10 protein-coding genes are annotated in these 14,326 nt (G+C 58.4%); 4 read left to right on the top strand and 6 right to left on the bottom strand.

Going from position 1 to position 14,326, the window contains the following annotated elements:
- Positions 1-6: 6 nt before the first annotated feature.
- Together mfd and Q1W15_RS06750 are read left to right on the top strand one after the other, a co-directional pair.
- Positions 7-3,456 (top strand): transcription-repair coupling factor, encoded by a 3,450-nt coding sequence (gene mfd / locus Q1W15_RS06755; RefSeq protein ID WP_300725371.1) that lies wholly within the window; start codon positions 7-9, stop codon positions 3,454-3,456.
- A gap of 24 nt (positions 3,457-3,480) precedes the next feature.
- Complete coding sequence (locus Q1W15_RS06750; protein ID WP_300725369.1) at positions 3,481-6,183, top strand: DEAD/DEAH box helicase; 2,703 nt, start codon at positions 3,481-3,483, stop codon at positions 6,181-6,183.
- Positions 6,184-6,226: 43 nt separating this feature from the next.
- On the opposite strand, the gene Q1W15_RS06745 is transcribed toward Q1W15_RS06750, so the two are convergent.
- The 3 genes from Q1W15_RS06745 to Q1W15_RS06735 all read right to left on the bottom strand — a co-directional run bounded on the left by Q1W15_RS06745 (position 6,227) and on the right by Q1W15_RS06735 (position 8,865).
- A complete protein-coding gene (locus Q1W15_RS06745; protein ID WP_300725367.1) occupies positions 6,227-6,964 on the bottom strand; it encodes an S-methyl-5'-thioinosine phosphorylase in 738 nt (245 codons plus the stop codon).
- A gap of 13 nt (positions 6,965-6,977) precedes the next feature.
- Complete coding sequence (gene nagZ, locus Q1W15_RS06740) at positions 6,978-7,976, bottom strand: beta-N-acetylhexosaminidase (protein WP_300725709.1); 999 nt, start codon at positions 7,974-7,976, stop codon at positions 6,978-6,980.
- Positions 7,977-8,157: 181 nt separating this feature from the next.
- Complete coding sequence (locus Q1W15_RS06735; RefSeq protein ID WP_300725365.1) at positions 8,158-8,865, bottom strand: TetR/AcrR family transcriptional regulator; 708 nt, start codon at positions 8,863-8,865, stop codon at positions 8,158-8,160.
- 261 nt (positions 8,866-9,126) lie between these two features.
- Between Q1W15_RS06735 and lexA the strand changes: the two genes are divergently transcribed.
- Positions 9,127-9,735 (top strand): transcriptional repressor LexA, encoded by a 609-nt coding sequence (gene lexA, locus Q1W15_RS06730; RefSeq protein WP_029611310.1) that lies wholly within the window; start codon positions 9,127-9,129, stop codon positions 9,733-9,735.
- Positions 9,736-9,746: 11 nt separating this feature from the next.
- Positions 9,747-10,220, top strand: a complete 474-nt coding sequence (sulA, locus tag Q1W15_RS06725) for an SOS-induced cell division inhibitor SulA (protein ID WP_300725361.1) — start codon at positions 9,747-9,749, stop codon at positions 10,218-10,220.
- A 70-nt stretch (positions 10,221-10,290) separates the two neighbouring features.
- Here the strand turns inward: sulA and Q1W15_RS06720 are convergent, their stop codons facing one another.
- The 3 genes from Q1W15_RS06720 to topA all read right to left on the bottom strand — a co-directional run bounded on the left by Q1W15_RS06720 (position 10,291) and on the right by topA (position 14,321).
- Entirely contained in the window at positions 10,291-10,524 is a 234-nt protein-coding gene (locus Q1W15_RS06720) for a hypothetical protein (protein ID WP_300725359.1), read from the bottom strand.
- A 118-nt stretch (positions 10,525-10,642) separates the two neighbouring features.
- The gene (locus Q1W15_RS06715) at positions 10,643-11,164 is read right to left on the bottom strand and encodes a DUF6586 family protein (protein ID WP_300725357.1); all 522 of its coding nucleotides are present in this window, start codon (positions 11,162-11,164) and stop codon (positions 10,643-10,645) included.
- A gap of 529 nt (positions 11,165-11,693) precedes the next feature.
- The gene (gene topA / locus Q1W15_RS06710) at positions 11,694-14,321 is read right to left on the bottom strand and encodes a type I DNA topoisomerase (RefSeq protein WP_300725706.1); all 2,628 of its coding nucleotides are present in this window, start codon (positions 14,319-14,321) and stop codon (positions 11,694-11,696) included.
- Positions 14,322-14,326 lie beyond the last annotated feature (5 nt).

Here is a 14,326-nt window from a genome sequence, read left to right as displayed (position 1 = left end):
CCTTCCGTGCCCGTCCTGCGACTACCCAAACTGCCTGCAACCGCGGGTAAACAGCACTGGGGCAACTTGCCCGGTGCCGCCCTGAGCCTCGCCATTGCCGAGGCCGCCAGTGCCGCCAGGCGCTTCACTTTGCTCCTGACCGCCGACAGCCAAAGCGCCGAACGCCTGGAGCAGGAACTGAGGTTCTTCGCCCCCGACTTGCCGGTGCTGCATTTTCCCGACTGGGAAACCCTGCCTTACGACCTGTTCTCGCCACACCAGGACATCATCTCCCAGCGCATCGCCAGCCTGTACCGGTTGCCGGAACTGGACCATGGCGTATTGGTAGTACCGATCACTACCGCCCTACACCGCCTGGCCCCCACCAAGTTCCTGCTCGGCAGCAGCCTGGTGCTGGACGTCGGCCAGAAGCTCGACGTCGAACAGATGCGCACCCGCCTTGAAGCCAGCGGCTACCGCTGTGTCGACACAGTGTATGAGCACGGTGAGTTCGCGGTGCGTGGCGCGTTGATCGACCTGTTTCCGATGGGCAGCAAACTGCCTTATCGAATCGACCTGTTCGACGACGAAATCGAAACCCTGCGCACCTTCGACCCGGAGAACCAGCGCTCCATCGATAAGGTCGAATCGATTCGCCTGCTGCCCGCCCGCGAGTTTCCGCTGCAAAAGGATGCCGTCACCCGTTTCAAGGCGCGCTTTCGCGAACGCTTTGATGTCGACTTCCGCCGCTGCCCGATCTTTCAGGACTTGAGCAGCGGGATTACGCCCGCCGGTATCGAGTACTACCTGCCGCTGTTCTTTGATGAAACCTCGACGCTATTCGATTACCTGCCGGGTGACACACAAGTCTTCTCGTTGCCCGGCATTGAACAGGCCGCCGAAAATTTCTGGTCGGATGTGCGTAACCGTTATGAAGAGCGCCGTGTCGACCCGTCACGTCCGCTACTCCCTCCGGCCGAACTGTTTCTGCCGGTGGAAGATTGCTTCGCTCGGCTAAAAAGCTGGCCGCGCGTCATTGCCAGCCAGGACGATATCGACACCAGCGGCGGTCGCGAGCGCTTTCCTGCTCAGCCCTTGCCTGACCTGGCGATTGAAGCCAAAGCCAATCAGCCATTGGCGGCACTGTCCGGATTTCTAGAACAATTTGATGGCCGCGTGCTGTTTACCGCCGAGTCGGCAGGCCGTCGCGAAGTTCTGCTGGAACTGCTCGAACGCCTGAAACTACGGCCAAAAACCGTGGACAGCTGGCCCGACTTTGTTGCCAGCAAACACCGCCTAGCGATCACCATTGCACCGCTTGATGAGGGCCTGCTGCTCAACGACCCGGCTCTGGCATTGATTGCCGAAAGCCCATTGTTTGGCCAACGCGTGATGCAACGCAGGCGCCGTGAAAAGCGCGCCGACGCCAACAACGATGCCGTTATCAAAAACCTCACCGAGCTGCGCGAAGGCGCACCGGTGGTGCACATTGACCACGGCGTAGGCCGCTACCAAGGGCTGGCGACACTGGAAGTCGACAATCAGGTCGCCGAGTTCCTGACGCTCGAATACGCTGAAGGTGCCAAGCTTTACGTGCCGGTGGCCAACTTGCACCTGATTGCCCGCTATACCGGCAGCGACGATGAGCTGGCTCCGCTGCACCGTCTGGGCTCGGAAACCTGGCAAAAAGCCAAGCGCAAAGCCGCCGAGCAAGTACGGGATGTGGCCGCCGAACTGCTCGACATCTACGCCCGCCGCGCCGCGCGCGAAGGGCATGCCTTTGATGACCCGAAAGCCGACTACGCGACGTTCAGCGCCGGTTTCCCGTTCGAAGAAACGCCCGACCAGCAGACCGCCATCGAAGCAGTGCGCGCCGACATGCTTGCGCCCAAGCCCATGGACCGCCTGGTGTGTGGTGATGTGGGCTTCGGTAAAACGGAAGTGGCTATGCGCGCTGCCTTTATTGCCGTACATGGTGGCCGTCAGGTCGCAATTCTGGTGCCCACCACCCTGCTCGCCCAGCAGCACTACAACAGTTTCCGTGACCGTTTTGCCGACTGGCCGGTACGGGTCGAGGTGATGAGCCGCTTCAAATCCGCCAAGGAGATCAACGCCGCTGTTGCCGACCTGGCTGAAGGCAAAATCGACATCGTGATTGGCACGCATAAACTGTTGCAGGACGACGTCAAAATCAAAAACCTGGGGCTGGTCATCATCGACGAAGAACACCGTTTCGGGGTTCGTCAGAAAGAGCAGCTCAAAGCCTTGCGCAGTGAAGTCGATATTCTGACCCTCACCGCCACGCCAATTCCCCGCACATTGAACATGGCCGTGTCGGGCATGCGCGACCTGTCGATCATTGCCACGCCGCCGGCGCGCCGGTTGTCGGTGCGCACTTTTGTCATGGAGCAAAACAACAGCACGATCAAAGAAGCCCTGCTGCGTGAATTGCTGCGTGGCGGCCAGGTGTATTACCTGCACAACGATGTAAAAACCATCGAGAAGTGCGCCGCCGACCTGGCCGAGCTGGTGCCCGAGGCCCGCATCGGCATAGGCCACGGCCAAATGCGCGAACGCGAACTCGAACAGGTGATGAGCGACTTCTATCACAAGCGCTTTAACGTGCTGATCGCCTCGACCATCATCGAGACAGGCATCGACGTGCCGAGTGCCAACACCATTATCATTGCGCGCGCCGACAAATTCGGCCTGGCGCAGTTGCACCAATTGCGTGGCCGTGTGGGCCGTAGTCACCACCAGGCCTATGCGTACCTGCTCACGCCGCCACGCCAGCAGATCACCGGGGACGCGCAAAAACGTCTGGAAGCGATTGCCAACACCCAGGACCTGGGTGCCGGGTTTGTCCTGGCCACCAACGACCTGGAAATCCGCGGCGCAGGTGAGCTGCTGGGCGACGGGCAAAGCGGCCAGATCCAGGCCGTGGGCTTCACCCTGTACATGGAAATGCTCGAACGCGCGGTGAAGTCGATCCGCAAGGGCGAGCAACCTAACCTCGACCAACCGCTGGGCGGTGGCCCGGAAATCAACCTGCGCGTACCGGCGCTGATTCCCGAATCGTACCTGCCCGATGTGCATGCGCGACTGATTCTGTACAAACGCATTGCATCGGCCACCGACGAGGACGGTCTCAAGGACCTGCAAGTCGAAATGATCGATCGCTTCGGCCTGCTGCCGGAGCCGACCAAAAACCTGGTACGGATCACCTTGCTTAAATTGCAGGCTGAAGCGCTGGGCATCAAAAAGGTTGATGCAGGCCCACAAGGCGGGCGCATTGAGTTTGCCGGCGACACCCCGGTTGATCCGCTGGTGCTGATCAAACTGATTCAGGGCCAACCCAACCGCTACAAGTTCGAAGGTGCCACCCTGTTCAAATTCATGGTGCCGATGGAGCGCCCGGAAGAGCGCTTCAACACCCTTGAAGCGCTCTTTGAACGCCTGACACCGAAAACGTCCTGATGGCCCCTGCCCAATGAAGCCGCCATGCCTCTAAGCCCGATAGCCCGGCTGACCAAACCGCTCGCACCGAGCTGGGTCAGCCGGTTCAAGGAACAAAGCCTTGAACGCGGCCGACGCTACGCGCGCGAGAACCGCGTTAGAATCGCCCAGATCGGCGACAGCCTGATCACGGCCAGTTGCCAGGGCTCAGAGGACAATACCTACCGCCAGACCATTCAATTGCGCGAGTCTGCCAAAGGCTCGCTGCTGCTGGTCAGTGCGAGCTGCACTTGCCCTGTGCGCACCAACTGCAAGCACACTGCTGCTGTACTACTGAAGATTGAAGACACCTTGAACTACCCCGCCGCCGCCCGGGACGCCGAGCTTCTGGAAAAACTCCAGGCCGTACTCGATTCACGTCGCCCGAACACCCTGCCCGAACAGTTGATCGATGATGCGATGCCCGTGCCGCGTTTGTGGCTGGCCAGTGCCGAGTTCAGCGCCTTTGAACCGCGCAACGGCAGAATGCAGCGCTATATCCAGCACCGCGCAGCCTTGTCCTTCAATTACCAGGATCAGTACGTCAGCGGGCAAAAAAACGCCGACGTGCTGATTCGCCAGGAACACCAGACCTTACGCATCAAGCGTCACCCCGAAGCCGAAAACATCTTTCGCGAGCACCTGCGCAGCCTGGGATTCAAAATTGCCACTCGCCAGAGCAAAGCCTTGCCGGAGAGCGCGGGTGAGCTGTTTGAAATGGTCAACGACAGCGCCTGGTTGAATTTCACCCTCAACGAGATGGCCGGCCTGCGTGATCAAGGCTGGGAGCTGCACATTGATGACGATTTTGGCTTTGACCTGACCCCGGTCGAAGACTGGTACGCCAACGTTGACGAAGCCCCTGAACGCGACTGGTTTGACCTGGAGCTGGGCATTATCGTCAACGGCCAGCGTTTGAGCCTGTTGCCTATCCTGCTGAACCTGATGCGTTCGCACATCGACATACTCAGCCCCGAGAAACTGGCCCGACGCCGGGATGACGAACTGATTCTGGTCAACATTCCCGCCCTGCCCAATGACGCTCACGGCCCGCTACAAGTGGCACTGCCGTACGGTCGACTGAAACCGGTGCTGGCCACCCTGGGGGCGTTCTATCTGGGCGAACCCGACGCGACCGTTCTGCGTATCAAAAGCGCCGATGCGACACGCCTGAATGCACTGGATGCTCTGCCACTGCGCTGGGAGGGTGGCGAACATATTCGCGGCTTCGCCCAACGCCTGCGCGATATCAAGGATTTCAGTGTCGACCCGCCTGAAGGGCTCAACGCCAACCTGCGGCCTTATCAGCTGGAAGGCCTGAGCTGGATGCAATCCTTGCGTCAACTTGAAGTCGGCGGAATTCTTGCGGACGACATGGGGCTGGGCAAAACTCTGCAAACCCTGGCACATATTCTGTGCGAGAAAAACGCCGGCCGCCTGGACTGTCCGGCCATGGTAGTCATGCCCACGAGCCTGATTCCAAACTGGCTCGATGAGGCCGCACATTTTACCCCGCAGCTCAAAGTGCTGGCGTTATACGGGGCCACCCGCAAAAAACACTTTGAACACCTGCATGAATACGACGTCATCCTGACCACTTACGCTCTGTTACCCAAAGATGTCGAACACCTGTCAAAGCAGGCGCTGCACCTGCTGATTCTTGATGAAGCGCAATACATCAAAAACCCGGACAGCAAAGCCTCGCAAGCCGCTCGTGAACTGAAGGCACGCCAACGCCTGTGCCTAAGTGGCACGCCGCTGGAAAACCACCTTGGCGAGTTATGGGCGCAGTTTCACTTTTTGCTACCCGGCTGGCTCGGGGACGTCAAAACCTTCAATCGCGATTACCGGGTGCCTATCGAGCGCCATGGCAGCGGCGAGCGGCTGGAGCATCTGAACGCGCGGATCAAACCGTTCCTGTTACGCCGTACGAAAGAGCAAGTGGCAACCGAACTGCCGCCCAAGACCGAGATCATTCATTGGGTCGAGCTTAATGAAGCCCAGCGCGACGTGTACGAAGCCATGCGCCTGGCCATGGACAAAAAGGTCCGCGATGAAATCACCCGCAAGGGCATGGGCCGCAGCCAGATCATCATTCTTGAGGCTTTGCTTAAATTGCGTCAGGTGTGCTGCGATTTGCGCCTTGTCAGCGACAGCCCGCCGAAAAAAGGCAGCACCTCAGGCAAGCTCGACAGCTTGATGGTGATGCTCGAAGAGCTCTTCACCGAGGGGCGGCGTGTGCTGCTGTTCTCGCAATTCACCTCGATGCTCGGCCTGATTGAAGCGGAACTGAAAAAACGCAATATCCGCTATGCCCTGCTCACCGGCCAGACCCGCGACCGCCGCACGCCGGTCAAGGCATTTCAGAGTGGCACACTGCAGATTTTTCTGATCAGCCTTAAAGCCGGTGGTGTAGGCCTGAACCTGACAGAAGCCGACACGGTGATTCACTATGATCCCTGGTGGAACCCGGCCGCCGAACACCAGGCAACCGACCGCGCCTACCGCATCGGGCAAGAGAAACCGGTGTTTGTGTACAAGATGATTGCGCGCGGCACGGTCGAAGAAAAAATCCAGCACTTGCAGCAGGAGAAGTCTGACCTGGCCGCAGGTATTCTGGATGGGCGAATCGCCGGAGACTGGAAACTGCAAGACGACGACATCGACGCTTTGTTTGCCCCGCTGCCGCCCAAAATCGAAAAACGCTAAGACTGCCCCAACGCCAGGAGCAGTCGAGCGTCGAAGGTTGACACTAACCCGCCAGCACCCGCGCCAGGGTCGCTTTAACCTTGCCCATACCGTCATGCAGCGCTTGCTCGATTTCGGCCATGGTGATGATCGCCGTAGACTTGCCCGCCGCCGGGTTCACCACCAGCGCCAAACAGGCGTAATCCAGCTCCAGCTCTCGGGCCAGCGCGGCTTCAGGCATACCGGTCATGCCCACAATGTCACAACCGTCACGCTCAAGGCGCGCAATTTCCGCCACGGTTTCAAGGCGCGGGCCTTGGGTGGCGGCATACACACCGTGGCTGCTGTAGGCACACCCCTCGGCGGCCAAAGCGCGAATCAACTGCTCACGCAGGGATTCACTGTAGGGGTAACTGAAATCAATGTGGGTCACCTGTTCCAGATCACCGGCGAAGTAGGTGTGTTCACGGCCGCTGGTGTAGTCAATGATCTGGTGCGGAACGCAAAAATGCCCGGTGCCCATGGCCATGTGAATCCCGCCCACGGCATTCACGGCCAGGATCGCTTCGGCACCTGCCTGCTTCAACGCCCACAGATTGGCGCGGTAATTCACCTGATGCGGCGGTACCCGATGCGGATGACCGTGGCGCGCCAGAAACAACACTTCGCGCCCCCCGAACTCACCAATCTGAATATCGGCCGAAGTCGGGCCATAGGGCGTATCCAGCGCCAGCGAGCGGCTGATTGTCAGCCCTTCAAGCTGGGTTAAACCCGTACCGCCGATAATTGCATAGACCGTCATTGAGGCAGGTTCCTTAATCAATTAGTTGAGCATCTTTGAGTGCGCCCATCGCCACGAGCCAACGCGGGCTCTGGCGATAGTCCGTGCTGGCCCAGGCCTGGCCACGCATGCGGGCGATCCGTGGCGAGGGCTTCACCTTGAGGCGCTGGGCCGCACTCAGCGCCAGTTCGGCGGCGCAGCGATCGTTGCACACCAGCCCCATGTCGCAACCGGCGGACAGGGCCGCTTCAATGCGGCTGGCGGCGTCGCCGACCACATGAGCACCGGCCATCGACAGGTCATCACTGAAAATCACGCCATCAAAGCCCAGCTCGCCGCGCAAGATATCCTGCAGCCAACGACGGGAGAACCCGGCGGGCTGTTGGTCGACTTGCGGGTAAATCACATGGGCCGGCATGACTGCCGCCAATTGCGTGCTCAGTCGAGCGAACGGCACGAGGTCATGGGCACGAATCTCTTCAAGGCTACGTTCATCGGTTGGGATGGCCACATGAGAATCGGCTTCAGCCCAGCCATGCCCCGGAAAATGCTTCCCGGTGGCCGCCATGCCCGCGTCATTCATACCCCGAATAAAGGCGGCGGCCAGTGTCGCTGCACGCTCGGGGTCACCCTCGAACGAACGGCTACCCACGACAGCACTGCGCTGGTAGTCAAGATCCAGGACCGGGGCGAAACTCAAGTCCAACCCGACCGCCAGCACTTCGGTGGCCATGATCCAGCCACACTGCTCGGCCAGGTACTCGGCATTGGGGTTGTCAGCAATGGCGCGCATGGCAGGCAAGCGAACAAAGCCCTGACGCAAGCGTTGCACCCGGCCGCCCTCTTGATCGACGGCGAGCAGCAGGTCTGGGCGAATGGCACGAATCGACGCGCTCAGCTCACGTACCTGGCGGGGATGTTCGATATTGCGGGCAAAAATAATCAAACCACCCACTTCAGGCTGGCGCAGCAAGTGCCGGTCTTCGGCCGTCAGCCAAGTACCGGCGACATCCACCATCAAGGAGCCGTGCAAGGCAGAACTCATGGAAAATCCTTCAGAAAGAGAGCGCTTGGATCCCGCGCATTGTACGCGGGCACACTGCAGCGAGTGGCCAAAAAAGGCCACCACCACAGGCAGTCGGAACGCAATAGACAAGGCAGCAACATGGCGGCTAGCTTAGCGGAACTGCGCTGCCACGCCCACCTGCAGCGGGTTAAACCTTGGCGACCGCCGGGGAGGTCTTGAGCCGTGGGCGAAGCTGAGCCGTGGCCATCGCAGGGTCGACTACACCGCTGTCGGCACGCATGCCCGCGGCCAGAAAAGGCACCATCAAGCGCATCACCTGCTCGATCGAGGTGTTTACGCCGAAATCGGTCTCGGCAATCGCACGCAAAGCCTTTATACCCGACATGCTGAACGCGGCCGCGCCGAGCATGAAATGCACGCGCCAGAACAGTTCAATCGGCGGTATTTGTGGCGCGGCATCATTAACCAGCACCATAAAGCGCCGAAACACCTTGCCGTACATGTCTTCAATGTAGCGACGCAAATGCCCCTGGCTTTGACTGAATGCCAAGCCCAGCAAACGCATGAAGATCGACAGGTCATTGCCACTGCGCGGCTGGATCACCAACGCTTGCTCGACCAACATCTCCAGAAGTTCTTCCAGGGTGGGTGGCTGTTCGGGCTTGGCCTGGCGGCGATCGAGTTCGCGATCGAGGTTGGCGCAAAAAGGGCCAAGAAAGCGCGAGAAAACAGCCTGAATCAAGGCCTTCTTCGAGCCAAAATGATAGTTTACCGCCGCCAGATTGACCCCGGCCTTGCTGGTAATCAACCGCAATGAAGTCTCGGCAAAACCTTTTTCCGCGAACAGTTGCTCTGCAGCATCAAGGATACGTTCAACGGTTTCCGACTGGGCCATGTCTACTCCGGCTGACCAAACATTTTAAACAGCTGTTTGAAACATACGTTTCAGTTTGTAAAAAGTCAAGATGACTCGTTCGATATGCGACTGGGCGGTCTCGCATTTAACCACAGCCCGGACCCGTAAGACCCGTTTGGTAAAACGCAGGTCACAACGTCGGTTGACGACCGTCCAGCGGACGGCTGAAAAACGATGATTGCCAATGCGCCTTCACTGTATATAATCCCAGTCACTGTATAAAAAGACAGAGCGATCAACATGCTAAAACTGACGCCACGCCAAGCTGAGATCCTGGCTTTCATCAAGCGATGCCTGGATGACAACGGATACCCGCCCACCCGTGCCGAGATCGCACAGGAACTGGGCTTCAAGTCGCCCAATGCGGCTGAAGAACATCTCAAGGCACTGGCCCGTAAAGGTGCCATCGAAATGACGCCCGGCGCTTCGCGCGGCATTCGCATCCCGGGGTTCGAGGCCAAGGCGGACGAATCCACGCTGCCCATCATCGGTCGAGTGGCTGCCGGAGCCCCGATTCTGGCGCAGGAACACGTAGAAGAGTCATGCAACATCAACCCGACCTTCTTCCATCCACGCGCTGACTACCTGCTGCGAGTGCAGGGCATGAGCATGAAAGACGTCGGTATTTTCGACGGAGACCTGCTGGCCGTTCACACCTGTCGGGAAGCCCGAAACGGGCAGATTGTGGTTGCGCGCATTGATGATGAAGTGACGGTAAAACGCTTTAAGCGAGAAGGCAGCAAAGTCTGGCTGATCGCAGAAAACCCGGATTTCGCGCCCATTGAAGTCAATCTCAAAGAGCAGGAACTGGTCATCGAAGGCCTGAGCGTAGGCGTTATTCGCCGCTAAAAGGAGGCGCCATGCAGTTCCCGCACACACCGCAGCCAGCACAACTCCCCCTGTTCGAGGCGTTCATGGCACAACCCATGGCACCCACGATCAAGGATGTGCTTGATTCGCCCTGGGGCACCGAACCGGAAGTTTTCAGTGAGTTGTCGTTACGCGGTGCTGCCGAGAACTGCCTGAGCCTGCTCGCGCCCATGCTGCGCGAGCTGAGCGAACAACAGCACGAACGCTGGCTAACCCTGATCGCCCCACCTGCAAGCCTGACACAAAGCTGGCTACGGGATGCCGGGCTGAACCGCGAACGCATCCTGTTGCTGCAACCCAATGGCAACAAGAACGCCTTGCAACTGACCTGTGAAGCACTTCGCTTGGGGCGCAGCCATACCGTTGTGAGCTGGATCAATCCGCTCAACACCAATGCACGCCAACACCTTATTGGGGCAGCACGCGCGGGCCACGGGCAAAGTTTGAATATTCGCCTGGGTTGAATCTCGGCCATCACATCAGGGGCTGCGCAAGGCAGAACCCCGTGATGCCAGATTTAAGCCGCTGCCGGGTTCAATGAAGTACGCGCGGCCCATCTTCTTTTTCAAACTCGCCTTCGGCAAGCCGACCAGCCATTTGCACGCCTACGCTCAGCATGGCTTTGGCCACTTCGACATGCTGGCCCTGAAGAAAAGCCTTGGCATCTTCAGAGAAGTTGAGCGTTACCAAAGAACCTTCGTCCTCAGCGCGGCGCAACTCGATACGGCCGTCTGGCAGCTCGACAATTTCTAGAAAGGACGTTGGCATAAAAATGTGTTCTCCACGAAAGCGCGGGATTATACCAGTCATCCTCTGCCAATTTTCCAGGTTGTGTGGTGGTTTAGTTACAGTCAGATGAATGACTGTACTGTTTTACGCGCGAGGCTTAACACTCACTGAGCCCATCACGAAAACGAATCGCCAGGCCTTTGAGGCTCTGGCGCCACGCTTCCAGTGTTTCACGCGGCAATGCTTCAGTCGCCTCATCTTCCAGGTTAACCGCCTCGATCAATGGCTGAAAAACATCCACTTTGATCTTCTTCGGAGCCTGCAAGGGCTGATAGAGCGCCGCATGCGCTGCGACCAACTGGGCCAGCCACGTCTGTGGCGCTTGCGCCAACTCAAACAGCTCGGCCAGTTCAGGAATGGCTTTGGCGTCCAGCACAGACTGAGTTAACAACAGTTCCACCCTCGCTGCATCGGCTTGCGGCAACCGATAAAAACCGGCGATTTCATGGCACAAACCCAGCAAGGCACCATACAAGTGGAACACGGCTGACTCGCGCTCTGCCTGAACCAGCGCTTGAGCATTCATGGCCCGCCCTTCCCCGGCCTTGTTCATGGCCTCAAGGGCCAAACCGGCGAAATATATTTTCTGATTGGTACGGGTATAGCGTTCATGAGCCATGTTCAGGCGCTCCACAGCGAATGGGTAAGGGCTGATGGGCAGTCTCAAGGATCAGGGTGTAAGGGTGCAACCCTCATGAACTCTGCAACGGGGTTTAATGGCACTTCCAGCATAAAAGATCGCGAGCAAGCTCGCTCCTACAGAGCATTGAAGTGCGCCCCCAGCTCTTTACGCAACATGTAGGAACGAGCTTGCTCGTGATCTGTTGATCTTTAAAAGAGCGTCAACAACCCCGCCCACCCCGCTCGCGGCACCGGCAACTCCGGCGCAGGTCGCGACATGGGTTGGCACGGACGGATGGGACGTCGTATCCATACTTATGGTCTCGCCCTTGCTGACGCTGGCTTCTAACAGAATGCCAACGTGGCGCACAGACGCCTCGGCTTGGGCGAACCCATGAATCACACAGGACCTGTAGTCGCTGGCATGGCACCCATAGCCGCCACGTTTAATGGCGCTTCCAGTATCAAAAAACCGCGCAAGGCCTACAGCCCTTGCGCGGTTTTTTTGTTAGCGGGTCAGTTCAGTTTCAAGCGTCTTTTTCTTTACGCTTGTCTTCAATTTTCCAGCTACCACCGTCGTAGAACGCGCGCCAGCCCGTTGGCTTGCCCTCCACCTCAGTCTGCACGTATTGCTCTTTGGTTTTGCGACTGTAGCGAATCACTGCCGGGCGACCCTCTGGGTCTTTCTTGGGCGCGTCGCACAAAAAGTGATACTTGGGATCGATCTCGTCCTTGTGCGGGATGATTTCAATCACCAAAGGCGCGCGCGTCTCGCGGTTTTTCGGGAACTGGCTCGCCGCCAGGAATAGCCCCGAAGCACCGTCACGCAAGATATAGGTGTCGTTGACCTTCTCGCACTTGAGCTCCGGCATTTTCACCGGGTCCATTTTCGGCGGTGCCGCCTCACCACTTTTCAGCAGCTTGCGGGTATTTTTACATTCCGCATTGGTGCACCCGAAGAACTTGCCGAAACGGCCGGTTTTGAGTTGCATTTCACTGCCGCACTTGTCGCACTCAAGGCTTGGGCCTTCGTAGCCCTTGATGCGATAACTACCCTCTTCGATTTCATAGCCTGTGCAATCCGGGTTGTTACCGCAGATATGCAGCTTGTGCTTTTCATCCAGAAGGTACGCATCCATCGCAGTGCTGCAAATCGGGCAGCGGTGCTTACCCAGTAACACCCGCGATTCGGATTCACCTTCATCGTCAGCGGCAATTTCATCGCCTGGCACCAGGTTGACCGTCGCTTTGCAGCGTTCTTTGGGCGGCAAGCTATAACCCGAGCAACCCAGGAAAACACCCGTTGAGGCGGTGCGGATCTGCATGGGGCGACCGCATTCCTTACACGCAATATCGGTCATGACAGGCTGATTGGCACGCATGCCGCCGTCAGGGTCAGCCGCTACTTCGAGCTTCTTCTTGAAGCTGCCGTAAAATTCGTCAAGTACGTTCTTCCAGTCGCGCTCGCCTTGGGCCACATCATCAAGGTTCTCTTCCATGCCGGCGGTGAAGCCGTAGTCCATCAAGTCAGAGAAACTTTCGGACAGGCGCTCGGTCACGATATCGCCCATTTTTTCGGAATAGAAACGGCGATTATGCAGCGCCACATAACCCCGATCCTGAATGGTCGAAATAATCGCCGCATAAGTCGAAGGACGACCAATGCCGCGTTTTTCCATCTCTTTCACCAAGCTGGCTTCGGAGTAGCGCGCGGGGGGCTTGGTGAAATGCTGGGTCGGATCGAGGCCGATCAACTTCAGCACTTCACCCTGCGCCATGTCCGGTAGCACATCGTCATCACCGGGCTTGGCAATTTGCGGCATGACACGGGTGTAACCATCAAATTTGAGGATGCGACCCTTGGCACGCAACTCGAAATCGCCGGCTGCAACACTGACAGTCGTGGACAGGTATTTGGCCGGAAGCATCTGGCACGCCACGAACTGACGCCAGATCAGCTCGTAAAGGCGCTCAGCGTCGCGCTCCATGCCTGACAGCTTGCTCGGGTGCATGTTGACATCCGACGGGCGGATCGCCTCGTGAGCCTCTTGTGCGCCTTCCTTGCTGCTGTACACATTAGGTGCCGGTGGCAGGTAAGACGCACCGAATTCACCTTCGATATACGTACGCGCCATCTCGACCGCATCGGCGGACAAGTTGGTGGAGTCGGTACGCATATACGTGATGTAGCCCGCCTCATACAGACGCTGAGCCATCATCATGGTTTTCTTCACGCCAAAGCCCAGGCGGTTACTGGCCGCCTGTTGCAAGGTTGACGTGATGAAGGGAGCCGATGGCTTGCTGCTGGTAGGCTTGTCTTCACGCTTGACGATGCTGTAGCTGGAAGCCTTCAGCTTCTCCAGGGCGGCCATGGCCTGCGCTTCATTCAGCGGTTTGAAGGCTTCGCCTTTTTCACGGGCCACATCAAAGCGCACTTTCGCACCCTTGGCGGTGCCGAGGTCTGCGTGGACTTCCCAGTACTCTTCGGGGTTGAAGGCGCGGATTTCGCGCTCACGCTCAACCACCAGCTTCACCGCAACCGACTGCACACGGCCCGCCGACAAGCCTCGTGCAATCTTGGCCCACAGCAGTGGCGAAACCATGTAACCCACCACGCGATCTAGAAAGCGTCGCGCTTGCTGGGCATTTACACGGTTGATGTCCAGTTCGCCCGGCTTGGAAAAGGCTTCCTGAATGGCTTTTTTGGTGATCTCGTTGAACACCACGCGCTTGTAACGGCTGTCATCCCCACCGATGGCTTCGCGCAGGTGCCAGGCAATGGCTTCCCCCTCGCGATCCAAGTCGGTTGCGAGGTAGATGGTGTCAGCATCCTTGGCGAGCCGACGCAGCTCCTCGATGACTTTTTCCTTGCCTGGAAGGATCTCGTACTTGGCTTTCCAGCCGTGCTCCGGATCAACCCCCATGCGCGAGATCAGCTGCTTTTGAGCCTTCTCTTTTGGCGACAGGGCCGGCGCTTCGCCCGCCGCAGCCTTGCCACGCTTGGCAGCCGGTTCTTTGCTGGCGCTAGCCGAACCGCTGGTGGGCAGGTCTCGGATATGGCCGATACTCGACTTCACCACGTACTCGTTACCCAAGTACTTGTTGATGGTCTTGGCCTTAGCCGGGGATTCCACAATGACCAGCGATTTGCCCATGGATC

Origin of the sequence: Pseudomonas sp., assembly GCF_030150285.1 — a bacterium.
Lineage (GTDB): Bacteria > Pseudomonadota > Gammaproteobacteria > Pseudomonadales > Pseudomonadaceae > Aquipseudomonas.
Note: the sequence above shows the minus strand (reverse complement) of the source record. Positions and strands in the feature narration are given on the sequence as shown.